At 61.9% G+C, this 26,429-nt stretch carries 28 protein-coding genes; 10 read left to right on the forward strand and 18 right to left on the reverse strand.

Annotation, left to right across the window (positions count from 1 at the left end):
- Nucleotides 1–99: 99 nt before the first annotated feature.
- Complete coding sequence (locus BLS41_RS00210) at nt 100–1,344, forward strand: DUF2957 domain-containing protein (protein ID WP_074762396.1); 1,245 nt, start codon at nt 100–102, stop codon at nt 1,342–1,344.
- Nucleotides 1,345–1,531: 187 nt separating this feature from the next.
- Entirely contained in the window at nt 1,532–2,356 is an 825-nt protein-coding gene (locus BLS41_RS00215) for an OmpW/AlkL family protein (RefSeq protein WP_074762397.1), read from the forward strand.
- 334 nt (nt 2,357–2,690) lie between these two features.
- Here the strand turns inward: BLS41_RS00215 and BLS41_RS00220 are convergent, their stop codons facing one another.
- Both BLS41_RS00220 and BLS41_RS00225 read right to left on the reverse strand, forming a co-directional pair.
- Nucleotides 2,691–3,326, reverse strand: coding sequence for a LysE family translocator (locus BLS41_RS00220; protein ID WP_074762398.1), 636 nt, complete (start codon nt 3,324–3,326; stop codon nt 2,691–2,693).
- A gap of 184 nt (nt 3,327–3,510) precedes the next feature.
- Nucleotides 3,511–4,380 (reverse strand): NAD(P)-dependent oxidoreductase, encoded by an 870-nt coding sequence (locus BLS41_RS00225; RefSeq protein ID WP_074762399.1) that lies wholly within the window; start codon nt 4,378–4,380, stop codon nt 3,511–3,513.
- A gap of 106 nt (nt 4,381–4,486) precedes the next feature.
- Here BLS41_RS00225 and BLS41_RS00230 point away from each other — a divergent pair, with 106 nt between their 5' ends.
- Both BLS41_RS00230 and BLS41_RS00235 read left to right on the forward strand, forming a co-directional pair.
- Entirely contained in the window at nt 4,487–5,266 is a 780-nt protein-coding gene (locus tag BLS41_RS00230) for a Mut7-C RNAse domain-containing protein (protein WP_074762400.1), read from the forward strand.
- 49 nt (nt 5,267–5,315) lie between these two features.
- The gene (locus BLS41_RS00235; RefSeq protein ID WP_074762401.1) at nt 5,316–5,594 is read left to right on the forward strand and encodes a hypothetical protein; all 279 of its coding nucleotides are present in this window, start codon (nt 5,316–5,318) and stop codon (nt 5,592–5,594) included.
- Nucleotides 5,595–5,772: 178 nt separating this feature from the next.
- Here the strand turns inward: BLS41_RS00235 and BLS41_RS00240 are convergent, their stop codons facing one another.
- Both BLS41_RS00240 and BLS41_RS00245 read right to left on the reverse strand, forming a co-directional pair.
- Nucleotides 5,773–5,979 (reverse strand): hypothetical protein, encoded by a 207-nt coding sequence (locus tag BLS41_RS00240; RefSeq protein ID WP_074762402.1) that lies wholly within the window; start codon nt 5,977–5,979, stop codon nt 5,773–5,775.
- A 261-nt stretch (nt 5,980–6,240) separates the two neighbouring features.
- Nucleotides 6,241–6,993: an IclR family transcriptional regulator domain-containing protein gene (locus BLS41_RS00245; RefSeq protein WP_074762403.1), complete on the reverse strand. Its 753-nt coding sequence runs from the start codon at nt 6,991–6,993 to the stop codon at nt 6,241–6,243.
- A 305-nt stretch (nt 6,994–7,298) separates the two neighbouring features.
- On the opposite strand from BLS41_RS00245, the gene BLS41_RS00250 reads away from it, so the two are divergent.
- A complete protein-coding gene (locus BLS41_RS00250) occupies nt 7,299–8,186 on the forward strand; it encodes a DMT family transporter (RefSeq protein WP_074766164.1) in 888 nt (295 codons plus the stop codon).
- Nucleotides 8,187–8,281: 95 nt separating this feature from the next.
- On the opposite strand, the gene BLS41_RS39470 is transcribed toward BLS41_RS00250, so the two are convergent.
- The 6 genes from BLS41_RS39470 to BLS41_RS00280 all read right to left on the reverse strand — a co-directional run bounded on the left by BLS41_RS39470 (nt 8,282) and on the right by BLS41_RS00280 (nt 13,959).
- On the reverse strand, nt 8,282–8,533 hold the full coding sequence (locus tag BLS41_RS39470) for a hypothetical protein (RefSeq protein WP_074762404.1): 252 nt from the start codon (nt 8,531–8,533) through the stop codon (nt 8,282–8,284).
- Nucleotides 8,534–9,343: 810 nt separating this feature from the next.
- On the reverse strand, nt 9,344–10,069 hold the full coding sequence (locus BLS41_RS00260; protein ID WP_074762405.1) for a DUF2242 domain-containing protein: 726 nt from the start codon (nt 10,067–10,069) through the stop codon (nt 9,344–9,346).
- 183 nt (nt 10,070–10,252) lie between these two features.
- Entirely contained in the window at nt 10,253–10,909 is a 657-nt protein-coding gene (locus BLS41_RS00265; RefSeq protein WP_074762406.1) for a lytic transglycosylase domain-containing protein, read from the reverse strand.
- Nucleotides 10,910–11,022: 113 nt separating this feature from the next.
- Complete coding sequence (locus tag BLS41_RS00270; RefSeq protein ID WP_074762407.1) at nt 11,023–12,330, reverse strand: cytochrome-c peroxidase; 1,308 nt, start codon at nt 12,328–12,330, stop codon at nt 11,023–11,025.
- A gap of 8 nt (nt 12,331–12,338) precedes the next feature.
- Nucleotides 12,339–13,562 (reverse strand): alkaline phosphatase family protein, encoded by a 1,224-nt coding sequence (locus BLS41_RS00275; RefSeq protein WP_074762408.1) that lies wholly within the window; start codon nt 13,560–13,562, stop codon nt 12,339–12,341.
- Nucleotides 13,563–13,590: 28 nt separating this feature from the next.
- Nucleotides 13,591–13,959, reverse strand: coding sequence for a hypothetical protein (locus BLS41_RS00280; protein ID WP_171910171.1), 369 nt, complete (start codon nt 13,957–13,959; stop codon nt 13,591–13,593).
- Between BLS41_RS00280 and BLS41_RS00285 the strand changes: the two genes are divergently transcribed.
- The 3 genes from BLS41_RS00285 (at nt 13,901) to trpS (ending at nt 16,113) form a co-directional block, all read left to right on the forward strand.
- Nucleotides 13,901–14,161, forward strand: coding sequence for a DUF6723 family protein (locus tag BLS41_RS00285; RefSeq protein ID WP_074762410.1), 261 nt, complete (start codon nt 13,901–13,903; stop codon nt 14,159–14,161). The two genes, BLS41_RS00280 and BLS41_RS00285, sit on opposite strands and share 59 nt — an antisense overlap.
- 53 nt (nt 14,162–14,214) lie before the next feature.
- A complete protein-coding gene (locus BLS41_RS00290) occupies nt 14,215–14,823 on the forward strand; it encodes a hypothetical protein (RefSeq protein WP_083379913.1) in 609 nt (202 codons plus the stop codon).
- Between the two features lie 261 nt (nt 14,824–15,084).
- Complete coding sequence (gene trpS / locus BLS41_RS00295) at nt 15,085–16,113, forward strand: tryptophan--tRNA ligase (RefSeq protein WP_074762411.1); 1,029 nt, start codon at nt 15,085–15,087, stop codon at nt 16,111–16,113.
- 140 nt (nt 16,114–16,253) lie between these two features.
- On the opposite strand, the gene glmS is transcribed toward trpS, so the two are convergent.
- From glmS to BLS41_RS00320, 5 genes are all read right to left on the reverse strand, one after another.
- Nucleotides 16,254–18,071 (reverse strand): glutamine--fructose-6-phosphate transaminase (isomerizing), encoded by a 1,818-nt coding sequence (gene glmS, locus BLS41_RS00300; protein WP_074762412.1) that lies wholly within the window; start codon nt 18,069–18,071, stop codon nt 16,254–16,256.
- Nucleotides 18,072–18,134: 63 nt separating this feature from the next.
- Nucleotides 18,135–19,496, reverse strand: a complete 1,362-nt coding sequence (gene glmU, locus BLS41_RS00305) for a bifunctional UDP-N-acetylglucosamine diphosphorylase/glucosamine-1-phosphate N-acetyltransferase GlmU (RefSeq protein ID WP_074762413.1) — start codon at nt 19,494–19,496, stop codon at nt 18,135–18,137.
- A gap of 134 nt (nt 19,497–19,630) precedes the next feature.
- On the reverse strand, nt 19,631–20,617 hold the full coding sequence (gene ttcA, locus BLS41_RS00310; RefSeq protein ID WP_074762414.1) for a tRNA 2-thiocytidine(32) synthetase TtcA: 987 nt from the start codon (nt 20,615–20,617) through the stop codon (nt 19,631–19,633).
- A gap of 3 nt (nt 20,618–20,620) precedes the next feature.
- Nucleotides 20,621–21,016, reverse strand: a complete 396-nt coding sequence (locus tag BLS41_RS00315) for a dihydroneopterin aldolase (protein ID WP_012434647.1) — start codon at nt 21,014–21,016, stop codon at nt 20,621–20,623.
- Between the two features lie 99 nt (nt 21,017–21,115).
- Nucleotides 21,116–21,955: an SDR family oxidoreductase gene (locus tag BLS41_RS00320; RefSeq protein ID WP_074762415.1), complete on the reverse strand. Its 840-nt coding sequence runs from the start codon at nt 21,953–21,955 to the stop codon at nt 21,116–21,118.
- Between the two features lie 13 nt (nt 21,956–21,968).
- Between BLS41_RS00320 and BLS41_RS00325 the strand changes: the two genes are divergently transcribed.
- The gene (locus BLS41_RS00325) at nt 21,969–23,165 is read left to right on the forward strand and encodes a class I SAM-dependent methyltransferase (RefSeq protein ID WP_074762416.1); all 1,197 of its coding nucleotides are present in this window, start codon (nt 21,969–21,971) and stop codon (nt 23,163–23,165) included.
- A gap of 31 nt (nt 23,166–23,196) precedes the next feature.
- A complete protein-coding gene (locus BLS41_RS00330; protein ID WP_074762417.1) occupies nt 23,197–23,391 on the forward strand; it encodes a DUF2905 domain-containing protein in 195 nt (64 codons plus the stop codon).
- Between the two features lie 96 nt (nt 23,392–23,487).
- Here BLS41_RS00330 and BLS41_RS00335 read toward each other — a convergent pair whose 3' ends face one another.
- Genes BLS41_RS00335 through BLS41_RS00345 form a run of 3 tightly spaced genes read right to left on the reverse strand, consistent with a single transcriptional unit; the run spans nt 23,488 to nt 26,384 of the window.
- Complete coding sequence (locus BLS41_RS00335; protein ID WP_074762418.1) at nt 23,488–24,720, reverse strand: multifunctional CCA addition/repair protein; 1,233 nt, start codon at nt 24,718–24,720, stop codon at nt 23,488–23,490.
- Entirely contained in the window at nt 24,717–25,370 is a 654-nt protein-coding gene (locus tag BLS41_RS00340) for a glutathione S-transferase family protein (RefSeq protein WP_074762419.1), read from the reverse strand. Before BLS41_RS00340 ends, BLS41_RS00335 begins: the two co-directional genes overlap by 4 nt.
- 60 nt (nt 25,371–25,430) lie before the next feature.
- A complete protein-coding gene (locus BLS41_RS00345) occupies nt 25,431–26,384 on the reverse strand; it encodes a complex I NDUFA9 subunit family protein (RefSeq protein WP_074762420.1) in 954 nt (317 codons plus the stop codon).
- Between the last annotated feature and the right edge of the window lie 45 nt (nt 26,385–26,429).

Here is a 26,429-nt window from a genome sequence, read left to right on the forward strand (position 1 = left end):
AAAGGCATCACGTCGCAGTTCGTACTACGGGACCGACATAAGCAAAAGGTGGCCGGACTGGGAGCCGGCCACATACAACGAAAATATTCTGGAGGCGGTATGAAATGGAGAATCCTTTCGGTGCTCGCTCTTGCTGCACCGTTGCTGGGGGCGTGCGGCGGTGGCGGCGGCGGAGATGGACCGGTGACGGAAGTGCGTCTGTGTCCTGCGTCGCTCGACTACGGCACGGTGTTCACGGGCGGCGGCGGTGACGGCGAACTGGTCAAGCTGCAACTCGACACGACCAAGATGACCTGGCAGGTCAATTACATCGAGTCGCCGATTCCGGCGACCACCGGCACCGTCGTCCCGACGCGCGCCGGTCAGACTGCCAGCGGCACGCTCACCCAGGAAACTCTGCTGCCGACCAACAAGCTCAACCAGTGCGCGTTCCGGCTGAACGGCGCAAGTCTCGACCCGACCCGTCCGGCGCGTATTTTCGTCGGCGAAGGCGTGGCGGGCGGCACGATTCCGGGCGCGGAAATTTCGTTCGGCGGGATTCTCGGCGTGGGCGCGGTGCCGGACACCACGTTCCCGTACTACCCGTTCATCGGTTTTTCGTCGATTGAAACGAATCTTGCGAACGTCGCCGGGACTTATAACCAGCTCGGTTATCACCAGGTGCCGTCACAAAGTTTCGCGCCGGTCGCGGTCGATTCGAAGATCACGATCAACGCCGACGGCACATGGACGGAGTGCGACAACTCTGGCGTCAACGCGGGCAAATGCCAGCAGCCGGGCAGCAACTTCGCCGCGGCAACCGACGGCAGCGGCGCGTTCCAGACCAACAACTTCCAGGGCCAGGCCAAGCCGACACTCGCGACCACGCCGCAAGCGCGCGGCTACATGATCGTCGGCAAGCTGAAGAACCAGCTGGTGCCGATTCTGGTGCGCACGGGCGCGGCCAACTCGTCGGTGACCACGCCGGTCAATGGCTCGCTCGGGCCGTTCGCCGACGACGAGTCGGGCATCTCGATCCTGTCGCCGCAAACGTCGGTCGCGGTGAACTCGCAGAACGGCGAGTACATCGGCGTGGATAGCCAGTTCGACTATCGCACGACCGCGCTCGAAGGCACCGAGGCCACGCTGCTGGATCCGTTCAACGCGTCGCAGGCATCGCTCGCGACCGCGCTGAATCTGGACTTCACGCAAGCCACGCCAGGCGTGGTGACGACCACACAGGTGGGCGCATCGACCGGCACCACGCCGACCGGAAAGATGATTTTCACCGGTGGCGTATTCGGCTACCTCGATCTGACCAGCGCGACCTCGCCGTACTTCACGATCGGCGCCTTCGTCCAGTAACTCCGGTAACGGGCGCCGCACGCGCCGTCTCGCAGCAGCGAGGCGGCCGCGTCCCGGCTGCTGCGCGAAACCACGGCACAGCGCAGCGGCCGGCGTCCCAACGAATATCCAGCGCACTGGCCGGGTCGATGACCCGCCGCCGTCCATCGCATGCGATGAGCGACACGAGCGCCTGAGGAGAAAGAAGATGAAAAAAGTCTGTCTCGCGATACTGTTCGCTGTCCTGTCGGCCAGTGCGTACGCGCAGCACGCGGGCGACAACGTCGCCGTGCTGGGCTGGTTCCACGTGATGCCGCAGGATTCGAGCACGCCGCTCACCACCAACGTCGCGCCGACGCCGATCAATACGCCGCTGCGTCTGCCGAGTTCGTTCACGTCGCCGGGCACGGGGTTATCGACCAATAGCGCCAATACGGTCGGTCTCGTTTTCAGCCATTACCTCACCGATCACATCGCGGTGACGACGGTGGCGGGCGTGCCCCCGGTCTTCAAGATTTACGGTCACGGCACGATTCAGCCGCCGGGGCCGGCGGGCGCGCTCGGTCAGCAGGATCTGGGCGATCCGCAGGCTAATCCGATCGTGAAGAGCGTGCGCCAGTGGAGCCCGGCGCTGCTGTTCCAGTATTACTTCAACGAGCCGACCGCGAAATTGCGTCCGTTCGTGGGCGTGGGTGTGTCGTACAACTGGTTCTCCGATGTCCAGTTGAGCCCGAACTTCGTGGCATCGACGCAGAACAATCTCGGCGCGGTGCTGGCCGCCGGTGCGGGCAAGCCGGGGACGACGCAGGTGTCGGCGAAGGCGTCGTCATCGTGGGCGCCGGTGTTCAACGCAGGTCTCGCGTACAACATCACCGATCACTGGGGGCTGGTGGCGTCCGTCACGTACATCCCGCTGAAGACGACCTCGTCGGTCATCATCAAGGCGGCGGACGGCACGGAGCTGGGGGTGTCGAAAGCGGAGCTGAAGGCGGACCCGATCATTTCCTTCCTGGCCGTTTCGTACAAGTTCTGAGTTCGGGCGTTCTGCCTGGGACGTTCAGGACGCTCACACGACAAAGCCGGCGACCTCACGCGAGAGGTCAGCCGGCTTTGTTTTTCTGGTATCGATCGGGTCGGGCGAAGCGCGAATAACGTTCGCCGGGAAATTCTGGGCAAAAAAAAGCCCACCTATGTGGGTGGGCTGAATCCATATCAGAGGAGACATGGAGGAGACAAGGCAAATCTTAGCAAAAGATTTGATGCGGCGCAACATGCAAATTAGGGTAGACCCTCAATGTCACAAAAATACAACGCAGCGCTTTTTAGCCTTGTGTCCCTTTTGGTCACTCTGTGTTCTGGCCTTTCGCTTAGTGGCGTACCAGCGCCATCATCGCGCCGAAGCCGACAAACATCCCGCCAGTCAGACGATTGAACACGCGGGCGACGCTCCGGCTCTTCAATTTCGCCCCAATGCGCGTGCCGAAACCCGCATACACGAGATACCAGCTCACTTCGATCGCGGCGAAAGTGGCGAGCAGCACCGCGAATTGCGGCAGCTTGGGCTGTGCGGCATCGATGAATTGCGGCAGCAGCGCGGCCGCGAACAGAATCGCTTTCGGATTGCTGCCCGCCACGAGGAACCCGTTGCGATACAGAGCGAAGCGCGAGCGCGCGGGTTTGGCGGCCAGCTCGTCGGCGTGTTCGGCGGCGGCTTCGTCGACTGGAGCGCGCCATGCCTTGATGCCCAGGTAGACGAGATACACCGCGCCGATCATCCGCAGCGCGTTGAACATGGTCGGCCACGCGGCGAGAAACACGCCGAGCCCCGCCGCCGATACCGCCAGCATCAACACCAGCGCCGACAAACACCCCGCCATGGTCGCGCTCGAACGACGCAAGCCGTGCTGCGCGCCGTGCGTCATCACGAGCAGCATGTTCGGACCGGGAATCGCGGAAACGACGAAGACGGTGGCAACGAACAGCCACCAGGTATGCAAAGTCATTGGAATCAACGCGGATAAAAGAATCGGGCAGCTATTATGCCTGCCCGGTCAGAACCAAAGCGACGGCGGCGGTCGAACCACGACCCGCCACCCACGCCACGCCGCAAAGAAAAAGCGCGGCGAGACGCCGCGCACATGGGCCTTTCACACGCCGCTGTTCGCTCAGAAGCGGCCAATGTGCCGCTTACCGCCCTGCGCGCCGCGCAGCGACTTCACCCAACACGGCGAAGTCCTTCTCGCCGTCACCGTGAGCGACCGCTTCGATCAGGCTGTCGCGCACGACGCTCGCAATCGGCATCGGCGTCGTCACTGCGTCGGCGGCGGCCAGCGCGAGACGAATGTCTTTCAGACCGAGACGCGCCTTGAACAGCGCCGGCTCATAGCTCCGCTCCGCGATCAGCTTGCCGTAGCCCGAATAAACCGGCCCCGGAAACAGGCCGCTCGTGATGACATCGAGGAAATCCTGCATCGCGAGACCGTGACCGGTCACCAGCGTCGCGGCTTCACCGAGCGTCTCGACCGCCGCGCCCAGCATGAAATTCGCGGCCAGCTTCATCACGTTCGCCTGTTGCGGCAGCGAGCCGATGCGCCACGTTTTCTGGCCGATCGCGTCGAAAACGGGCTGAACCCGGTCGATCGATTCCGCCGGACCACCCGCGACAATCGTCAGCTTGCCAGCAGCCGCGACATCGGGCCGGCCCAGCACGGGCGCAGCGACGTAGTGAACGCCGCGCGACGCATGCGCCGTCGCCAGTTCTTCGGCCAGCGCCACGGAAATGGTCGCCATGTTCACGTGGATCAACCCACGCGGAGCATGTTCGAGCAACGACGCAGTGATCACTTCGCGCAACGCGTTGTCATCGGCCAGCATCGAGAACACGGCTTCGCCCGCAAACGCTTCGGCCGGCGTGGCGACGAGTCGCGCTCCTGCGTCGACGAGCGCTTGCGCCCGTTCCGGCGAGCGGTTCCATACGCGCACCTGATGCCCGGCTTTCAACATGTTTGCAACCATCGCGGCGCCCATCTCGCCGAGACCGATAAAACCGATGTCCATCTGTCACTCCGTCTTCTAAAGAACCTGAAGTAAAGCACACCCATGCGACAAGCGCAGGACAACGTGCAATGAAACATGCAATCGGACACAGTGCGATACTGCGTAAATGGTCACCGCGACATTCCGCTTCTATGAGGAGTTGAACGATTTTCTCGCCCGGCCGCTGCGCCGGCGCGAGTTCAGTTGCGCATGCGCGCGCGGCGCGACCGCGAAGCACATGATCGAAGTGCTCGGGGTGCCGCATACCGAGGTCGAACTGATTCTGGTGAATGGCGAGTCGGTGGGTTTCAATCATCCGTTATCGGACGGCGACCGCATCGCCGTTTATCCGAAGTTTGAAGCGCTCGACATCCAGCCTCTGCTGCGCGTACGCGAGCGGCCATTACGCGTGGTGCGTTTTATCGCCGATGCGCATCTCGGCGGCCTTGCACCGCTGCTGCGGCTCGCCGGCTTCGACACGCTGTACGACAACCACTATCCCGATGCCGATATCGAAGCGCTTGCCGCCGCTCAGCAGCGCATTGTTCTGACGCGCGACCGCGAGTTGTTGAAACGCCGCAGCATCACGCATGGTTGCTATGTCCGCACGCTCAGGCCGCGCGAGCAATTGCGCGAAGTGTTCGAACGGCTCGATCTCGCGCACAGCGCGCAGCCGTTCCGCTTATGCCTGATGTGCAACGCGCCGCTACGGCGAATCGCCAAAGATGAGGTCGGCACGCGCGCGCCGGATGGCGTCCTCGAGCGGCATAACCAGTTCGTCACTTGCGACGTTTGTCAGCGAGTGTTCTGGGAAGGCACCCATTGGCAGAGAATGCGCGCGCTGATGGACAGTGTCGCCGCGCCGGGCCGGCCGCCACACGCCACCACGCAAACGCCTGGCGCGTGACTCACCGCGCGTACAATACGGGGTTACTTATCTGGCAGAGGCCTTCCGTATGGCGATGAAAAAAACCGACCTTGAAAAGAACAAGGCGCTCAAGCTGAACAACGCGATGAAGCTGTCGACCGCCGACCGCTTCGGCAAAGCCTCGGCAGCCGAGCCGAAACTCGACCGCCGTGAACAGCGCAAGCTCGATCAGGCGCAAGGCCTGGTGCCGTTTGCCTGCAAGCTGAACAGCGAGCTGGTCGAAGACCTGAAAGCGCGCGCAGCGAACCACCCCGAGGGTCTGAGCGGTCTGTTGACCGAAGTGATCAAGCGCGGTCTGGCTGACTGAAGCCGGATCGATCGCGTATCGCAAGAACGGCGACAAACGCGAAAAGAATGCAAAAAGGCCAGAGCACACGCTCTGGCCTTTTTGCTGGTCACGCCCTTTTCCACTTTGCGCTGCATGAGCCGACTCGCGACAAAATGCGGCCAAGCGGAACAGCTCGCCCGATTGAACGGGCCTGAGCTTAGTTTTGCGTACCCTTGTCGTTCGTGCCCGCTGCCGAAGCTGCTGCGGAAACGCCAGCGCGCTTGCCGTGCGTCTTCAGCTTCTTGCTGTGATGCTTAGCCGGAGCTGCTGCAGCGGCCGGTGCTGCGTCCGATGCCTGTGCGAAAGCTTGAACGGAAACCAGCGCGATCGATGCGGCTGCGAGCGAGATAATGACTTTTTTCATGTGTTGTTCCCCAAACCTGACGACTGATTCAATGTGAATGAAGTAGCTGCACGGTAAAGCAGACAGGGCTTGAGGCGCCTCCCGCTCCCCGCGGGAGAGTATTACCCAGGTGTAGGCCATTTGTCATGCCCAAAACTTGATATGTATTTTCCGGGAGACAGCGTGCTTTCACGGTGCTTTCAGACATTCAGCATTCCGTATCAGGGATATCACTTAGGCGGTTTTGGGCCGCTTATTCAAGCCTCTGATTCGAGCCGCGATTCAGACCAGATTGCGCAGCAGACTCGCGGTCTCCAGCAACGTCGGCAGTACACGATGCAGCGCGGCATTGGCCGACTCCTGGCCGATCGGCATGCTGACGCTGATCGCCGCCACCACCGACCCATGCCGGTCACGCAACGGCACTGCGACACCGCGCACTCCGAGTTCGAGTTGCTGATCGGTGACCACGTAGCCGGTGCGGCGAATATCGGCGAGCACCTCGCGCAATCGCTCGATGGTGGAATACGTGTGCGGCGTGAACACCTTGATCGGATAAGACGCGAGCCACTGCTCGATGCTTTCGGGCGCCTGGAACGCCAGCAACACCAATCCCGCCGACGATAACGGCGCCGGCGCGCGCGAGCCGAGCACGAAGCCGACCGCCATCGCCCGATTCACTCCGTTGCGCGCGACGTACACCACGTCGTGTTCATCGAGGATCGCGACCAGCGCGGTTTCCTGCACCGTTGCGGTAATGCGTTGGAGAAACGGCTGCACGGTGCGCGGCAAGCGCGCGGAATCCAGATACGACTGCCCCAGGCGCAATACGCGCGGCGCGAGCCAGAAAAGCTTGCCGTCGGTGTCCACGTAGCCGAGTTCGCGCAGTGTCAGCAGATAACGGCGTGCCGCCGTGCGTGACAACGCAGCCCGCACCGCGACCGTGGTCGGTGTCATGCGGGCGTGTTCTTCGTCGAATGCTTCGATGATCGCCAGCGCCTTCGCGGCGCCCGCGATCCAGTCTTTTTCATCCATGGAATTTGCCTGAATTTGCGTGGGAATGTGGAGGACGATTCCGGTCGTAGGCCGCGTGGAGTTTGCGCGATTATCGCGCGAGTCGGTGCATGCGCGGTGGCGGGCATCGAGTGCCAGGCGAATCGGGCTTGATCCGCGACGTTCTTCCGCGCAGCGCTTACACCCTTGCCGATCCCGAATGCTCGTCGTAAGGTGCACTGCGCTGTCGTCACACGGTAGGTGCCGAGCGCCGCACAACAACCACAACTTCCGACAAACCTCCTTTGAATTCCGATACCCACCAACACCTGCGCGCCAATCTGCTGATGCTGATCGCCGCCATCATCTGGGGCTCTGCTTTCGTCGCGCAACGCCTGAGCTTCGACGCGATCGGCCCGTTTCTGTTTACCGGATTGCGCTTCCTGCTCGGCGCCCTCGTCGTCCTGACGATGATCGTCTGCGTCAGACGCTCCGCACTCGCGGAAGTGACCAAGCGCGGACCGAACGGCGCACGCGAACTGCTCGGCGCAGGCGGCTCGCTTGGCGTGGTTCTCGCCGTATCGATCTCGCTGCAACAGATCGGCCTGCAATACACGAAGATCGCCAATGCCGGTTTTATCAGCTCGCTTTATGTCGTGATCGTGCCTCTGCTGGGCGTGTTGTTCAGGCATCGCACGGGATTCGGCACGTGGCTCGGCGCAACGCTGGCGGCGATCGGCATGTACTTCCTGAGCGTCGACGAACATTTTTCGATGCTGTACGGCGACTGGTATCAACTGGCCGGCGCACTCGTCATTTCCGTTCAGATGATGCTGGTCGGCCGCTTCGCGCAACGACACGACACACTGATGCTGGCGCTCGTGCAGTTTGTCGTGTGCGGGCTCGCGTGCCTGGTTGTCGGGCTGGTCATCGAGCCGGTCAGCCTCACGGTGATAAAGCGCGCCGCGCCGACCATTGCGTACGGCGGAGCGTTGTCGGTCGGCGTCGCATATACGATTCAGGTGGTCGCTCAACGCTACGCGGCACCCTCGCACGCGGCGGTGATTTTCAGTATGGAAGGCGTGTTTGCAGCGCTAGCCGGTTGGTTCGTGCTCGGTGAAACGCTGTCGGAGCGCGCGCTGATCGGATGTGCGCTGATGCTGGCGGGTTTGATCGTCTGTCAGGTCATGCCGAACTGGCGGCGGGACCGCGTTCCGCGGGCGTCTTCGTCTTAAGCGCGACGGGAATCGCGCTTTGTGGACCGACGATCTAAGTGATCTGCTGTATTCAACCGTCGGAACCTTGATGCGCCAACGGTTCTCGCCCAGCCCTAAGCCGCTCGCGGGTGAGCGAAGAATGTGGGCGTATCCGCGGTGGGTGGGAATACGCACCAGCAGCCATCGTCATGTCGAAAGAAAAACAGGCTTCGCGAACCCGCTTCAATCGATGTCTCGACACGCACATAACGCCGCCCGCCCACGCGGGTCCGGCTGAATTCAGTGACATGGACCGGCGCCGAAGGTAACGGCGCGAGCCATTTCTCAACCAGAAAACGCAATGACTGTTCGCTTGCGGCTCTCATGATCCGCTCCGCACGGGCTTGGTTTGATGCGCTTCGCGGATGGCGTCGGCGTTGTTGTCGGTGTCGTCGGCATCAGCGTCTTCTTCAGCGGATGCAAGGGCGATTGCCCGGTTGGTGGCTGCTGCCCGCAACGTACTGCAATGGGCCGCATGCCGGATATCCGAGAGAAGCCGGACTAGCTGTCGTGCTGATCTGCGTTTCATACACCCCCCGCACTGCACCAAGAACCTCAGAAAACACTTTAACTCTATGCCTGGATCAAGCGTTGCCGAAATGGTTTTGACGAAATAGCAACACTCGCGCTTGCAAAAAGAGAGACGCAATCTTCGTACCGCGCATCTTGAATGTGCGCGTGACGTGGGAGGTGGTCTGTACGCTGGCGAGCGGTTTACGTCGCAGGAAATGCCGATGAATTGGCCGCAGGAAATATTGCTAAAAATTTGGGCACCGGGAGGAGGGAAAAATACTCGCCGGAGGGGAAGTTATCCACAATCGCCTATGAATAACTTCGGTATAGCCCCCTGAACAGCCTGTGCGTGGAATCTTGATAAGAGCAGCTTGTCACTCAGCGCCATCAAAGTTATCCCGGTTATGTAGTTTTTCTACAGACGTATTCCGCAGAGTTATTGTTTCTGCACGGCGTTGATGTCACGGAACATTTGGGAGTTATCCACAGAAGGGGTTAACCCTTGTTAACTATTACTACATATGTATACAAACAAAGTAAAAGACATAGGATAAGTACCGCTTCGGCGCTGAGATTCGAGGCTGTGCAAGTTAACCGCCCTTCTCCTCGAACCCCGCGTTCGATCAAGGCGTGACGACGTTAACTCCACTTGCCGGCAAAGTCGCCGCAGCAGCGGCCTGGCCGATTGCATCCGGCAGAGCAGGAGCAGGTGCCGAAGTTGTCGTTTCAACCTGAATCTGGACCGGCACCGGCAGCAGTCGTGTTTCGACCGAGCTGCTCGTCACCGGCTGCGTGCGCACCACCGTCTGAAGATAGTGATCGACGAGTCCGAAGAAACGGTCGTAGAACTTGCCCGAAGGAATCGTCTCGCTCGACACCTTGACCATCGCGTCGTTGTTCGAGCGGATAGGCAATGACAGCGAACCCAGCACGCTGAGCCCGACACTGGCCGAGGTATCGCTTTTCTTCAGTGCAAAACCGTTCTGCACCGCGTTGACGTAAACGATGCTCGTATCGGCCGCCTCTTCTCCCGGCGTGCAGACCACATGAAATTCGACGACCACATGGGTATCGCCGGTCGGCTGAAAATTCTTGGTGCCGTCGACGGTATCGGTGCGCGGCATCGTCGTCAGATAGCCTTGGCTCAACAGTGCGCGGCGAGCGGCTTCGCAGCTGTCCGTCGTGCTCGAATTGAAATTGCGCGCATAAGGGCTCGCGCCCGTTTCGAACAATTCCTGCTGGAATTTGGGCTGTGGCGTGCTGCTGCAAGCCGCGAGCGTGAGCAGGCCACCTAGGCCGAAGGCGCCGAACAGAGCGGAAACTGTGCTTTTAGGGGACGAGGGCAACATGGTCGATCGCAAGAAACGCTGCGTGAGCGCGGATGGGAAAGCATTGTAGAGCGGTTATCCGGCGTGCGTAAAAGCTCGCCAGGCAGCCCGTAGAGCGGTACGGCGCGGTCGTTTACATGCAGGGAAAGAGATGACCGCAGCCAGGGTGCCACGGCGGTAAAAAACCACGCAGAAAACGCGGTTTTATTTCGAGGCGGCAGTCGATCCGACGGCAACCGGCTTCGACGCCGCACCACTGCTCTGGCCGATGGCATTGAGCATCGGTACGGTAAACGCGTCGGTCCAATGATCCAGCGGCAACGGTGCGCAGCGGTCTGCTTCGCATACGTCCGTTTTTACGTCGGACGACGCCGCGGCGTCTTCCGGTGCGGCGACCGCGGCGAAATCTTCGACGCGCAAGCTCACTTTCTGCGCGTACGCCTGCGACCCGCCGTAGCTCTTGAGCGCGGCATTCATGTCGCCGTTGGCGTTACGCATGTAGCCGTAGAGAATGGCCGACCCGACTTCGATGTTGGCGGTCGGTTCGGTGAGGTCCTTGACGTTCCTCAGCAGCCCGCGATGGGCGCCCGGCACGACCTGCATCAGCCCGGTTGCGCCGTTGGCGCCTCTGGCCTTTTCCTTGAAGCGGGATTCGATCGAGATGATGGCCAGCAGAAGCGCCGGCGGGAGGGAATATTTCGACGCGGCGGATTGCACGGCGTCGGAAATCTTTTGAGCTTTTTCCTTTGCCAGACCGAATTTCTGCGTCAGATACGCGGACATGCGGTCAGTATTTTCGTCGGCCGAAGCGGTTTGCATCAGGCCGAGCGAAAGCACGATCAGGCAAAGTAACCGGCTCATAGCGGTGGACGGGAAAGGAAGGGATTCGGGCATTATAGCGCTGCCCCAAAAAGAGGCACCGATCGGCGAAAATTTCCCTTTTGAATCAAGGCCGATCGGCAATCCTTTTCGTCTTACTTAAGCGGTTTCGACTTGAGATCGTAGTCGTCGTTGAGGGTAGTCAGGAAGGCCGCGACATCGTCGATATCGCGCTCCGACCACACCGGACGTTCACCGGCTTTGCGGGTCAACGGTTCGTCTGTCGTATCGACATTGCCGCGCAACGCGACCGGCAAATCGTTGAACTTATCCACCTTGCCGTGCGCGTCTTTCGGATACCACTTCGCCGGATTCGTATCGCGCTGCACGTAAAAACGCAACGCATCCTTCAGCGTGTGGAAGCGGCCATTGTGGAAAAACACGTGACGTGTCGCCGTATTGCGCAACGAAACCGATCTGAACAGTCCGCAATTGATCTTCTCTTTCGACTGATCGGTGCGCAGTGGTCCGCACAAACCCATGTCGAAATACTTTGGATCGGCGTTCGCTTTCAACTCAGGATTGCGCGGCACGCCGAGCGCCTGGAAGTTGAAATCGGTGAATAGCGGATGGGACCCGTCGACACCCTTCTGGTCGATATGGCAGGACGCGCAATTGCCGCCCGCTGGATTGTCGAACAGTTTCTGACCTCGTAATTCTTGTGCCGTTAGTTGCACTTTTCCGTCGAGGTAGTAGTCGTACTTGCTGGTATACGGGTGGAAGCTCGGGTCTTCGAGTTCGAAGCGCTCGATCGCGTACATCGCCTGAGCGAACGCCTTGGTGCGATCCACGAAGATGTTCTGGCCGAACACCTCCTTGAACCGTCCCGCATATGGCGCCTGCTCCAGCTTCGCCAGCACGGCGGCCGGGTCCTTGTTCGCCATCTCGCCCGGATTGAACAGCGGGAAGGTCGCCTGATCGTGCAAGCTGTTAAAGCGTCCATCCCACGCGAAGCCGCCGACTGGCGCGTTGTCCGTTTCGCTTAACCGCTCGGAGAGACTGGCCGCCTGTGCATGGCTCCAGATCGGCGTGCGGTTGAGGATGTAGCGCAGGCTCGGCACGGCCCGCGTGCCCTGCTGATGCATATCCGCCCCTCCCAACTGCGCGGCCAGCCCGTCAGGCGGCCCGTACGCGTGCGAGGGGCTATGGCAGCTCGCGCACGACATCTTCCCCGACGCGGACAACGACGCATCGAAGAAAATCAATTTGCCGAGCGCGGCGGCATCGCTATAAACGGGTTTGGGGCCGGCCGACGACGCGGGCTTTGTATCAACCGGGGTCACCAAAGCAGAAGCCGCGGCATGCGCCGCGGCCGGCAGCAGAGCGGCGGCGCTGAGCAGAGCAGCAAGCGCTGCCCAGCGCGCGCCGCCGCGCGCTGTGAGTCGTGTTGCGGAAAACAGCATCGAATCGCTTACAGGTTCGTGAAAATGTCGCTGCCGAAACCAACCAGACCCGCCTGACCTGCATAGCCGAGGTGATCCAGCTGGAAGATGTCCTCGATACTCTTGAGCATCGAGTAATGGTTGTACGGCACCGTCGACACCGTGCCCGGCTTGATGAACTTCGAGATCATGACCGCGCCGGTCTGGTCGCCGCCGTAGCTTTGCTTGGTCAGGTTGATCGTGATGCCCTGGTAGGTCAGCGACGAAGTCTGCGGATACGGCGCGAGATTCGGACCCGGCTGTTCGCTACAGCAGGTCGCGCCGGTGAACACCAGATCCTCGCCTGTCGCCGAAGTCGTCACGGTCGCGTAACTGCTTTCGTCGAAATTGATGATCAGCAGGCCGTCCTTCTGGAACGCCGGCGACGCCGTGATGATCGGCACCCACTTCTGCAGGAACGTGTTCGCGCTCGTCAGGCCGCCAGGCTGGCCGTTCACGCAAGGCGAGTCGTGACCGTCATCGCACAGGCTCGGCGTAATCAGGTTGAAGTTGGCGGTGGTCGAGATCGACTGAAGATCGCTGGTGAGGTTGTTCAGATTGACGACGTGCTCCCCGCAATCCGACGAATCGATGATCGAGTGGAAATACATGAACGGGTTGTGACGCGTCGCGTACTGGTCGCCCAGCGGCACGGCGGCGCTCGGCGCTTCTGCCGATTGCGTCAGGTCGGTCGTGTTCAGCGTCGGGTGACCGCAAGTGGCGGCTTCGCGTGTCGGGTCGTTGCCCATGTCGCCTTCATAGCCCTTCCACGTGTAACCGGCCGCCTTCAACTGGTCCGGCAGCGTCTTGATGCTCGCGGGATACACGCAACCCGAGCCGATCGCCTGACCATCCGACGTCGTGCCCGTGAGCTTGTAGTCCTCATAGGTGATGCAGTCGTTGTCGGTTTCGGTCGTCGGCGCCTGGCCGCTGATCATCGAGATGTAGTTGTCGAGACTCACGTGGCCCGTGCCGTAGTACTGCTGCACCATCGCGCCTTGCGCCGCGAGTGTCTGCGCGAGATACGGCGCCTTGGTACTCGCGCCGAACGTGGTCGCGTAGTTTTCGTTTTCGAGCGTGATGACGAAGACGTGGCGGATCTGCTGCTGGCCCGTCGGTCCGATCGACGACGAGCCGCAAGCCGCGACGATCACGCTGACTAAGGCCGCGAAAACGACCAGAAATAAAGCACGCAAGCCATTGCGTTTTGACATGTCTTTTTGCCCCTGGGGGATTAGAGTTTTAATAAGCGGGGCAGACTTTATGCAGCGTCTGTGACATGCGCGTGAATTGCGCGACGTAGTGTCGCAGGTGGAATATATACAGCGACGAATGATTGTTTTCGCGGAAGAAGCTTGCATAGCCCGCAAACAGGCCGGCTTTGGCGGGATTTGAGACAATAGGCGACGCCGGTGAATATGTCGTCTCTGTCGTCAGTACGGCCGGTTGCACCAGCGTTGGCCTTTCGTGCCGCATTTCAGCACCGGATTTACGTGCCGGTTTCCGCGCCGACAGCGGTCCATCGAACAACAGAAGTTTCCAGATTTCAGGTATGAGCAAGACTGCATTTATCCCCAGCGTCCCTGCCAGTTCGGAGGACGATTTCGACATCACGGCCATGTCCAAGATGGCGGGCTACCGCCGTTTCTACGGCGTGTTGAAAGTGGTTCGAACCACCGACGGCCGCGTTCTGTTTCCGTTCGACGGCGCGCCCGAACTCGGCCCGTACGCCACCAAACTCGAAGCCATCGCGGCCGCGCAGGTGTACGGCGAACACATCGTGACGAGCGACCTCGCGCGTCCGGAAATGTAGGCGCGGGTCGTCGTTGCACGAGGCGGCCTGCGTGAAGACTTTGGGAGCTACGCATGACCTCCTGGCTGCGCAACATGAACTCATCGGCTGCTGTCATGCGGAGCGCGGCCGCGCTGCTAAGCGCCCTGTCGGCCGCCTTCAGCCCTGCGGGATTCGCACAGGACGCCACCAGTTTCGACGCCGCGCAAACCGCGCTTGGCAACGCCGAAATCGTCCACGCGCAGGTTCGGGTCGCCGCGATCTATGCCCCCACCAACAGCGTCACAATCCGGGGGCCGCACGGCAATCTCGCGGATGTCGACGTCAATCCCGCCGTGGCCGATGTCAGCCGCCTGCAAGTCGGCGACCGGCTTAACGTCGCGTACCAGCAGGCCATCCTGATTCACGTCGACAAACTGGCGACCCGAGGCGTGCGCGAGCGCGTCGAAACCACGGTGGCGATTCCGGCGTCGGCGGGATTCGTGTCGTCGGCGCACCGGGTGCGAGTGGTCGCGACGGTGGTCGCTATCGATCGAAAAAACCGCATGATGACGCTGCGTGGGCCGAAGCACCGGCAGGTGCTGCGGGCTTCCAGTGCGATCCCGCTCGACGAGCTCAAAGTCGGCGACAGCGTGCGGGCGGAGTTCGTGTCGGCGGTCGCCGTGGAACTCGTGAGGGACTGACGTGCACGCGTTTCGCTGCGCAAGCGGCCCGAATCCGCGCATTTAACGGTGCGGCGGCAATGACTTGCGTGCATCACAGGCGCTATACTCGCCGGATGGACACGAAACCGACCCCGCCGAATCAGCATCGTTGGTGGCACGCCTAACCTGGGCGGCCCGTTTCTACTCGTACATCGAAAACGTGATGCCGCCAGTTCTGGCGGCATTGTCGTATTTGCGCGCCAGGTACCGGTGGGGTCGATAACCACGGAACACCAGACTATGTCGCAAGCAGAACAATCGTCGAAACAAGCCGTCATTCTCACCGGCGACCGCACGACCGGCCCGCTGCATCTGGGTCACTACATCGGTTCGTTGCGCTCGCGCGTGCAGCTTCAGCACGAAGCACAGCAATTCCTGCTGCTGGCCGACGCACAGGCCATGACCGACAACGTCGGCAAGCATCAGAAAGTGACCGAGAACGTGATCGAAGTCGCGCTGGACTATCTGGCGGTCGGCATCGACCCGGCGAAGTCGACGATTTTCATTCAATCGCAAGTCGCCGAACTGGCCGAACTGACGCAATATCTGCTCAACCTCGTCACGGTCGCGCGTCTCGAACGCAATCCGACCATCAAGTCGGAAATCGTGTTGCGTGGATTCGAGCGTGATATTCCTGCCGGCTTCCTCACCTATCCGGTCAGCCAGGCCGCCGACATCACCGCATTCAAGGCAACGCGCGTGCCGGTCGGCGACGACCAGTTGCCGATGATCGAGCAAACCAACGAACTCGTGCGCCGCTTCAACTTCACCGTCGAGAAGGAAGTGCTGGTCGAATGCCAGGCGGTGCTGTCGCACGTCGCGCGTCTGCCGGGTATCGACGGCAAGGCGAAGATGAGCAAGTCGCTCGGCAATTCGATCCCGCTCGGCGCGACGCCGGATGAAATCTCGCAAGCCGTGAAGAACATGTACACGGACCCGAACCACCTGCGCGTCGCCGATCCGGGTCAGGTCGAGGGCAATGTCGTGTTCTCGTTCCTCGACGCATTCGAGCCCGACACGGCGAAGGTCGACGAGATGAAGGAGCACTATCGTCGCGGCGGCCTGGGCGACAGCGTAGTCAAGCGCGCGCTCAACGAGCGCCTGCAGGAAATGCTGACGCCGATCCGCGAGCGTCGCCGTGAATTCGAGGCGGATCGTGGCGCGGTGCTGGAAATTCTGCGTCAGGGCACCCTGCGCGCACGCGAGGTGGCGGCTGCGACGGTGTCGGAAGTGAAGGCAGCGCTGGGGTTGAACTACTTCCAGAGCTAAGCGCGTGATTTTGCGCTGAGGGGAGTTTGTTTTGCGCGCGATTCAAAACATTTGAATCGCGCGTTCTCTGCTTTTCCAGGCTGGTGCCAGGACGACCGGCCCGTCGTCCGAATGAACGGAACGGCAGGCCGCGAAACCGCTTATTCCACCGTGACCGATTTCGCCAGATTCCGCGGCTTATCCACATCGGTTCCGCGCGCACACGCCGTGTGATACGCCAGCAACTGCAGCGGCACGACGTGCAGGATCGGCGACAGCAAGCCGTAGTGTTCCGGCATCCGGATCACATGCAGACCTTCGTCGTTGACGATCTTCGTATCCGCGTCGGCGAAAACATAAAGCTGACCGCCGCGTGCACGCACTTCCTGAATATTCGACTTCAGCTTTTCGAGCAGCGCGTCATTCGGCGCCACCGTCACCACCGGCATCGCTTCGGTCACGAGCGCGAGCGGCCCGTGCTTCAACTCGCCAGCCGGATAAGCCTCAGCGTGGATGTACGAAATTTCCTTGAGCTTCAGCGCGCCTTCGAGCGCGATCGGGTAATGCAACCCGCGGCCCAGGAACAGCGCGTGTTCCTTGCGCGAAAACTCTTCCGACCACGCGATGATCTGCGGCTCCAGCGCCAGCACGCTATTCAGCGCAGCCGGCAAATGGCGCAACTGCTTCAGATAACTGGCTTCCTGTTCGTCGTTCAGATGACCGCGCAGTTTCGCCAAAGTGGCGGCCAGTACGAACAGCGCGACCAGTTGCGTGGTGAACGCCTTGGTCGACGCCACGCCGATCTCGCGGCCCGCGTGCGTGAGGAACGACAGTTCCGTCTGACGCACCATCGCGCTCGTGCCGACGTTGCAGACGGCCAGCGTGTGCTTGTGTCCGAGCGACTGCGCATGCTTGAGCGCGGCGAGCGTGTCGGCCGTTTCACCGGACTGCGAGATCACCACCACCAGCGACTTCGGATTCGGCACCGATTCGCGATAGCGATACTCGCTCGCGATTTCCACCTGGGTCGGGATCTTCGCGATCGATTCGAGCCAGTACTTCGCGGTCAGCCCCGAGTAATAGCTCGTGCCGCACGCGAGAATCAGCAGGCTGTCGATCTCGCCGAACACCTTCCCCGCGCTCTCGCCGAAGATCGATGGATCGAATGAATCGGCTTGCGGGATCGTGTCGGTGATCGCGCGCGGCTGCTCGAAAATTTCCTTCTGCATGAAGTGGCGATACGGGCCGAGTTCGACCGCACCGCCGTATGCCGCAACCTGACGCACTTCACGTTGCGCATCGTTGCCGCCGCGATCGGCGATACGCACGCCGTCGAGCGACAGTTCGCAGACATCGCCTTCCTCGAGGAAGATGAAGCGCTCGGTGCTGCCGGCAAGCGCCAGCGCGTCGGAGGCGAGGAAGTTCTCGCCGTTGCCGAGCCCGACCACCAGCGGCGAACCCTGCCGCGCGCCGACTACCGTGTGCGGCTGATTCTTATGCAGCACCGCAATCGCGTACGCGCCGTGTAATTGCGCGATGGCTTCGCGCACAGCGGCGAACAGATCACCCTTGTACACGCTGTGCACTAGGTGAGCGATAACCTCCGTGTCGGTCTGCGAGACGAAGGTATAGCCCTTGCCGCGCAGCATTTCACGCAACGACTCGTAGTTCTCGATGATGCCGTTGTGTACCAACGCAAGCTCATCTTTCGAGAAAATCGGGTGGGCATTGTCGGTGACCGGCGCGCCGTGCGTGGCCCAGCGCGTATGCGCAATACCCGTGATGCCTTCGAGATGGCTCTCGCGCACCTGCTCGTCGAGATCGGCCACGCGCGCGACGCTGCGCGCCCGGCGCGGACCATTTTCGCCGAGCACGGCGACGCCGCACGAATCGTAGCCGCGATATTCGAGGCGTCGCAGTCCTTCGATCAGGACGGGAACGATATTACGTTGCGCAACTGCGCCGACAATGCCACACATGTCTTCTTCCTTTATTCAGTGCTGGATTTCAAGGAGCACGCCTTGCGGCGCGCGTCGCTGCCGTCAGCTCTTCTTCTTGACCGGGCGCACATAGCCCGTTTTACTGGTTTGCGTCTTGTCGTTCAGAACCAGCGTGCCGGCTTCGACGTCCTTCCAGACCGTCGTGCCCGCCGCGATCGACGCGCCGCGTTTCACGCGCACCGGCGCGACCAGCTGGGTGTCCGAGCCGACGAACACGTCGTCTTCGATCACCGTGCGGAATTTGTTCGCGCCGTCGTAGTTACAGGTGATGGTACCCGCGCCGATATTCACGCGCGCACCGATGTCCGCGTCGCCGATATAGGTGAGGTGGTTCGCTTTCGAGCCGTGGCCGAGCACCGCATTTTTCACTTCGACGAAGTTGCCGACGTGCGACTCGTCCTGCAGCGACGCGCCCGGACGCAAGCGCGCGTACGGCCCGAGCACCACGTTCGCGCCGACTTCGGCGCCTTCGATATGCGTGAACGCGTCGACTCGTGTGCCGGCGCCGATGCTCGCATTGCGGATCACGCAATTCGGTCCGATGGTGACGTTGTCGGCCAGCGTCACGCGGCCTTCGAACACGCAGTTCACGTCGATGGAAACGTCGCGGCCGCATTCGAGCGAGCCGCGTACGTCCAGACGCGCCGGGTCGGCCAATGTCACGCCCGCGATCAGCAAGGCGTCGGCGACGTTGTGCTGGTGAATGCGCTCCAGTTCGGCAAGCTGCTGCTTGCTGTTCACGCCGAGCGTTTCCCACTCTTCATCGGGCTGCGTGGTGACGATCTCAAGACCCGCTTCGATCGCCATCTCGACTGCGTCGGTCAGATAGAACTCGCCTTGCGCGTTGTCGTTTTTCAGCGACGCGAGCCAGCCCGCGAGCCGTTCGGTCGGCGCCACGATAATGCCGGTGTTGATCTCGGCGATCTGCAGTTGTTCCGCGTTCGCGTCTTTCTGCTCGACGATGCGCTGCACCTTGCCCTGCTGATCGCGCACGATGCGGCCGTAGCCGCTCGGGTCGTCCAGCGTGACGGTGAGCACGCCGTAGCCCCGCTGCCCCGCGCGGTCGGTCAGCGCCTGCAGCGTGCTGGCGCGCGTGAGCGGCACGTCGCCGTAAAGCACCAGCGTGGGTTCGGACGGATCGAGCAGCGGCAATGCCTGCTGGACTGCGTGACCCGTGCCGAGTTGCTGTTCCTGCACGGCAAACTGGACGTCGGGCGCCGCAACGGCCTTGCGCACGGCTTCAGCGCCATGTCCGATCACGATGACAAGACGCGCGGGTTTGAGCGCGCGAGCCGTGTCGATAACGTGAGCGAGAAGCGGCTGGCCAGCCAGAGGATGGAGCACCTTGGGAAGCGCGGACCGCATACGCTTGCCGGTGCCTGCCGCCAAAATAACGATGTTCATGGCGTTGGCAATGGGACGAGTTTTGAGCCGTGGATTCTATCACGCAGCCTATAACGACAAAGGCCGCTAGTGCGGCCCCAAGTCATGCTGAAATGTGCGGAAACGCCCATTTTTCAGGGCGTTTTCCGCTTTCGTCAAAGATCGTCGAACTGCACGATCGAGATCGTTTTCGACGCGGTGAGCGGCGCACCTTCACCGCTGTCCGACGAACACGGATCTTCGTCGAATGCAATGTCGCCCTGCGGATCGGCTTCGCCGGTCGCGCGCAGATTGGCGAACGGATACAGCTTGTGATCCATCAAATGCGACGGCACGACGTTCGACAATGCATTGAACATATTCTCGATGCGGCCCGGGAAACGCTTTTCCCAGTCGCGCACTAGCGCCTTCATTTCCGCGCGTTTCAGGTTCGGTTGGCTACCGCACAGATTGCACGGAATAATCGGGAATTCGCGCAGTTCCGCGTACTTTTCCAGATCGGTTTCCTTCACGTAGGCGAGCGGACGGATCACGATGTTCTTGCCGTCGTCCGATTGCAGCTTGGGCGGCATGCCCTTCAGCTTGCCGCCGTAGAACATGTTCAGCAGCAGCGTTTGCAGAATGTCGTCGCGATGATGGCCGAGCGCGATCTTGGTCGCGCCGAGTTCGCCCGCCACGCGGTACAGAATGCCGCGACGCAGCCGCGAGCACAGCGAGCAGGTGGTTTTGCCCTCAGGCACCAGCCGCTTGACGATGCTGTACGTGTCCTGATTCTCGATGTGAAACGGAATGTCGAGTTGCTTCAGGTATTCAGGCAGCACGTGTTCGGGGAAGCCGGGCTGCTTCTGGTCGAGATTCACCGCGACGATGTCGAAGTTGATCGGCGCGCGCTCGCGCAACCGCATCAGGATTTCGAGCATCGCGTAGCTGTCTTTGCCGCCCGACAGGCAGACCATCACCTTGTCGCCGTCCTCGATCATGTTGAAATCGACGATCGCCTCGCCGACCTGGCGCGCGAGTCGCTTGAACAGCTTGTTGTTCTCGTACGCTTCTTTCTGCTCGCGACGCGTGAGCGGTGCCTTGACCCTGGCTGCGGGCGCGGCGGCAGTTGCGCCGTCGTTCAGGATGTCTGGAGCGTTCATGGCTCAGTCCTCTTTGATACGGAAGACTTCGACGCCCACAGCGTCGCAGTCCGGGTACACGTCCGGCTTCTCAGTCGACACGCGCGCCGCCCGCACTTGCGGATGTTCGAGCATGGTCTTCACGAGGTCGTCGCACAGCGTTTCCTGCAGGTGAATATGACCCTGCTCGACGCGGCGCGAAATGGTGGAGCGCATGAAGTCGTAATCGACGACTTCGTTGAGTTTGTCCTGAACCGGCGTGGACAGCGCGAGCGGCACGAACAGTTCGACGTTGATCACGACGCGCTGTTCGCCGCGCTTTTCGAAATCGTGCACGCCGATGTTGATATGCACTTCGTAATTGCGCAGAAAAAGGCGGCGGCAATCGGCGAGCCGGGGATGCGAAAGAGCGGCAAACATGTTCGTTCCAGTCAAAAAAGCGTGCGGGGCACGCAGGGGGCGCTTGGGTGGCGCGGCATTTTTCTGTCTGCCATGTGGACAGCAGAACCGCCGCGCGCGTCAGGCGCCCGTCAAAAACATAACGTCGCGCGGCATGGGCAGCAGATGCTGCCCGCCGTCGACCACCAGCGTCGTACCGGTGACGCCCGCTGCATCGGCGAGATACAGCGCGGCGGCGACAATATCTTCGGGTCGCGACGCGCGGCCCAAAGGCGTAATACGGTGAGCGGCTTCAAAACCATCTTGCGTCTGGTCGCCGGATTGCAGCGTTAGACCGGGCGCAAGCCCGACTACGCGCACCTTCGGCGCCAACGCCTGGGCCAGCGCGACCGTGGCTGTCTGCAACGCCGCTTTCGACAGCGTGTACGACAGATAGTCCGGATTCATGTTGTACAGCTTCTGATCCAGCACGTTGATCACGACGCCGCGCAGGCTTTCGTCGGTGTGCGCCGCCTCGGGCGTCGCCTCGTACAGCATGCGCGCCAGCACCAGCGGCGCGCCGAGATTCATCGCGGTCAGCTTCAGCAGCAGCTCGTAGCCGACGTTCTGCGCCGTGTCCTCTTCGAAGCGCGACGCATTGTTGACGATACACGCCGGCCGGCCGAGCGCCGCGATGCAGTCCGGCAAAAGCCGTTCAACCTGCGATTCGTCGCCTAATTCAGCCTGCAAGGCCACCGCGCGGCGGCCCAGAGCGGTGATTTGCGCGACCGTTTCGTCGGCTTCCTCGCGGGACGCGCCGTAGTGAACCGCCACGTCCCAGCCGCGCGCGGCAAATCCGAGCGCGAGCGCACGCCCGATGCGGCGGGCGGCGCCGGTTATCAGCACGATACGCGGCGTTTCGCGAGTTTCCTGCGAGCGGGCGGCGGCGGTGTCCACGGGGGTATCCGAAGAGGCGGTCATTTACAATACGGGGATGAATCCGAAAGCTCACCAACCCGATAGTTTACCTGCTCCCGGCCCGAGCGCGCTCGCGCAGTCCGAAGCGCTGGTCTCGCAGATCCGCTCGGAGCTCGAAAATGCGGGCGGCTGGCTGCCGTTCGACCGCTATATGGAGCGCGCGCTTTACGCGCCGGGACTCGGCTATTACAGCGGTGGCTCGCGCAAATTCGGCCTGCGTGGCGACGACGGCAGCGACTTCGTGACCGCGCCGGAATTGTCGCCGCTATTCGCCGCGACGCTTGCGCGCCCGCTGGCCGAGGCTTTGCAGGCAAGCGGCACGCGCGACGTGATGGAATTCGGCGCGGGCACAGGCAAACTGGCCGCTGGCCTGCTGAATACGCTCGACGGGTTGGGCGCGGAGTTCGACAGCTATTCGATCGTGGATCTGTCCGGCGAATTGCGCGAGCGTCAACGCGAGACGATCGCGGCGGTCGCGCCTGCTTTGCTGGCAAAAGTCCGCTGGCTGGACGCATTGCCGGAGCGGTTCGAGGGCGTGGTGATCGGCAACGAGGTGCTGGACGCGATGCCGGTGCGGCTTTTCGCGTTCACGAGCGGCGAGTGGCACGAGCGCGGCGTGGTATGGCGCGACGACGCTTTCGCGTTCGACGACCGTCCGGTTTCCGGCACGTCTACCGACCTCGCGTTGCTGTCGGAAATCGACACGAGCGCGGGCGATGACTACGTCGCCGAAACGCACGAAGCGGCGAGCGCGTTCACGCGCACCGTCTGCACGATGCTCACGCGCGGCGCGGTGTTTCTGATCGACTACGGTTTTCCGCGTCACGAGTATTACCACGCGCAACGCGCGCAGGGCACGCTGATGTGCCACTACCGGCATCGCGCGCACGGCGATCCGTTCCTTTATCCGGGCTTGCAGGACATCACTGCGCACGTCGAATTCACCGGAATCGCCGAAGCGGGCGTCGAAACGGGCGCGGATTTGCTGGGTTTCACGTCGCAAGCGCGGTTTTTGCTGAACGCGGGAATTACTGAAGCGCTGTCGGAAATCGATCCCGCCGATACCGCGCGGTTTCTGCCGGCGGCGAATGCGGTGCAGAAGTTGTTGTCGGAAGCGGAGATGGGCGAACTGTTCAAGGTGATCGCCTTCTCGCGCGGACTCGACGACACGCTGCAAGCCTTTTCCAGCGGCGACCGTTCGCATACGCTGTGATTTCCGGCCTACTTCGTCTCAGGAACGCACGATGATCCGCTGGCTATTGACTACGTTTATTGCGGTGGCGGTGCTGTCGTCCTGCTGGCCGTGGCTGCGGAAAATCGGCATTGGCCGGATGCCCGGCGACGTGACCTTGCGCATGTTCGGCCGCGAGTATCCGTTTCCTTTTATGTCGACGCTGGTGTTGTCGATGCTGTTGTCGCTCGTGGCGCGGATGTTGTAGGTTTTCGCCTGCCTCGGCGATTGCCCTCTGCGTTCGATCACAGCCGGCCGCAACCGCAACGGCCTGTTGTGATCGAAGCGCAAAAGACAAAGCGCACTACCCCAGCGCCGCCTCCACCGCACGAACCCGCTCCTGATGCACCGCGTCCTTGATCCCGGCGGGCGCATCGGCGAGACGTTTGGCCACTGCACCGGCATCCACACCCCGCGCAGCGACCAGCGCCACGCGTAAGCGCTCGGCCTGTGGATAATCCCGCGTCTCAAAACCGAGCCGCCCGCGCGCATCCGCCTCGCAAGCCTGCAACGCCTCGGCGAAGCGCGCCGGTTTGCGGATTGCGTCGCCGCGTTCCAGCAGCCTGACCAGCGCAGCCGCCCCCATTTCCATCACGCGATGAATGTTGCCGTGCTCGCGCGCCACCAGCAGCGCCAGATCGCGGCAGTCGTTCGGCACGCGCAGGCGCTCGCAAAGCGGTTTCAGCAGATCGACGCTGCGCCCTTCGTGGCCGATATGTCTGGGCAGCACGTCGTCGGGCGTGGTCGCTTTGCCGAGGTCGTGCGTCAGCGCCGCGAACCGCACCGGCAGCGCGTAGCCCTGCTGCGCGGCATGATCGACCACCATCATCACGTGGACGCCCGTATCCACCTCCGGGTGATAGTCGGCCCGCTGCGGCACGCCATAGAGCGCGTCGATTTCCGGCAGAATCCGCGCCAACGCGCCGCATTCACGCAGTACCTCAAACATCCGCGAAGGCTTTTTCTCCATCAGGCCGCGCGACACTTCCTGCCACACGCGTTCGGCCACCAGCGCGTCCACCTCGCCGTCGGCGACCATCCTGCGCATCAGCGCCTGCGTTTCCGGCGCGACGTTGAAGTCGACAAAGCGGGCCGCAAAGCGCGCAATCCGCAGAATCCGCACGGGATCTTCGAGAAACGCATCGCTGACATGGCGGAAGAGCCGTGCCTGCAAGTCGCCTTGTCCGTTGAACGGGTCGATCACCGGACCGGTCAGTTCACCGTCCGGGCGAACTTCGCGCGCCATCGCGTTGACCGTCAGGTCGCGGCGCGCGAGGTCCTCTTCGAGTGTGACGTCCGGGGCATAGAAAAACTGGAAGCCGTGATAACCCGCCGCCGTCTTGCGCTCTGTGCGAGCGAGCGCGTATTCCTCATGCGTCTGCGGATGCAGAAACACGGGGAAATCCTTGCCCACCGGCCGATAGCCCTGCGCCACCATCTGCTCGGGCGTCGCGCCGACCACCACGTAATCGCGATCCAGCGCCGGCACGCCCAGCAATTCGTCGCGGATCGCACCGCCTACCGCGTAGATTTTCATGGGCATACGTCTTGGTACGGAATCGCGTGGGTTTCGCGACGCGACGCGTCGATCCATTCGCGGACAGCGGGCACCGCGTTGATCCGCTCGACATAAGCCGAGGCGGTGTCGGACAACGCCGGCTGCCAGGTGTTGAAGCGCATCACGACCGGCGCGTACATCGCGTCGGCAATACCGAACTCACCGAACAGGAACGGCCCGCCATACGTATCGAGGCAGTCGCGCCAGATCGCCTCGATTCGCGCGATATCGGCGAGCGCCTCGGGCGTCGCGTTCCTGCCTGGAAACGATGCGCGGATATTCATCCACATATTCGAGCGCAATGCGCCGAAGCCCGAGTGCATTTCGGCGCTGACGCTGCGGGCGCGCGCACGCGCCAGCGGGTCGCGCGGCCACAGCGCGTGCTGCGGAAAGCGCTCGGCCAGCGTCTCGGCAATCGCGAGCGAATCCCACACGGCCGCTCCGGTTTCGTCGATCAGACACGGCACCTTGCCCGGACCTTGAGGCGCGTGCGCGAGCACCGCCGTAGTCGTGTCGGCCTGGTACAGATGGATCAGCACTTCTTCGAACGAAATATCGAAATGCTTCAGCAGCAGCCATGGGCGCATCGACCATGACGAATAATTCTTGTCACCAATAATCAGCTTCATGCTTCGTCTACTTGGTTTAACCGCAGATTCAAGCGGGTTTGAACAGAAAAAGAAATTGCTTCAACGGCCCGCGGTGGCGCGGAACGCATCGAAGCGCGAACGCGTCGACGCGCCCGTCAGATACACCGGCGCGATGGTTTCGATGCTGGTCGGCTCGATGCCGAGTTCAGGCGCGACCGGTGCGCTCAACACGTTGTCGACTTTCATCGAATCGAGATTGTCGCGCGAGATGACCGGCTTACCGGGCGCCATTTCGAACGTGAGCGCCTGCAAACGCGCGAACGCTTCCGGCAGACGGATGATCCGCGCGTGTTTGCCGATCACGTCGCCGCAATAGCTGACGAGATCTTCGAGCGTGTAGACGGTCGGGCCGCCCAGTTCGTAGGTATGGCCGCTGGCGGCGTCGAGGTCGATCACGTTGGTGATGGCCTTCGCCACGTCGCCGACATACACCGGCTGAAACTTTGCGTCCGGCATCGCGAGCGGGATGACCGGAAACATCCGCTGCAAAAACGCGAACTTGTTGAGGAACTCGTCCTCGGGACCAAACACCACAGACGGACGAAACACCGTCCACGCCAGATTGGCCGCGTGCACCGCTTTCTCGCCGTCGCCCTTCGAGCGCGCGTACATGCTCGGCCCGTTCGAATCTGCGCCGAGCGCGCTGACGTGAATCAGCCGATGCACGCCCTTGCCCTCGCACGCGGCGACGATGCGGGTCGGCAACTCGACGTGCATCCGCGCAAATTCCGAACCGTACGGTTTGCCGCGATTGCCGTTCAACGTCGCCACGAGATTGATCACGCAATCGGCGCCCTCGACAAAGCGCGCGAGCTGAACCGGATCGAACACGTCGGTTTCGATCACGTCGATTGGCAACAAGGTGAGATGGCGGGCGTTATAGCGCCGCCGGGTGGCGATGCGAACGTCTTTGCCCAGTTCGACGAGCGAGTTGACGAGGTGGCTACCGATAAACCCGGAACCGCCGATGATCGCAATGGCTTGATGTCGCATTTTCGACTCCCTGGTGGAAGCCGCGGCAACGGCTGGCGTGGCGCG

The sequence above is a fragment of the Paraburkholderia fungorum genome (assembly GCF_900099835.1).
GTDB classification, from domain to species: Bacteria; Pseudomonadota; Gammaproteobacteria; order Burkholderiales; family Burkholderiaceae; genus Paraburkholderia; species Paraburkholderia fungorum_A.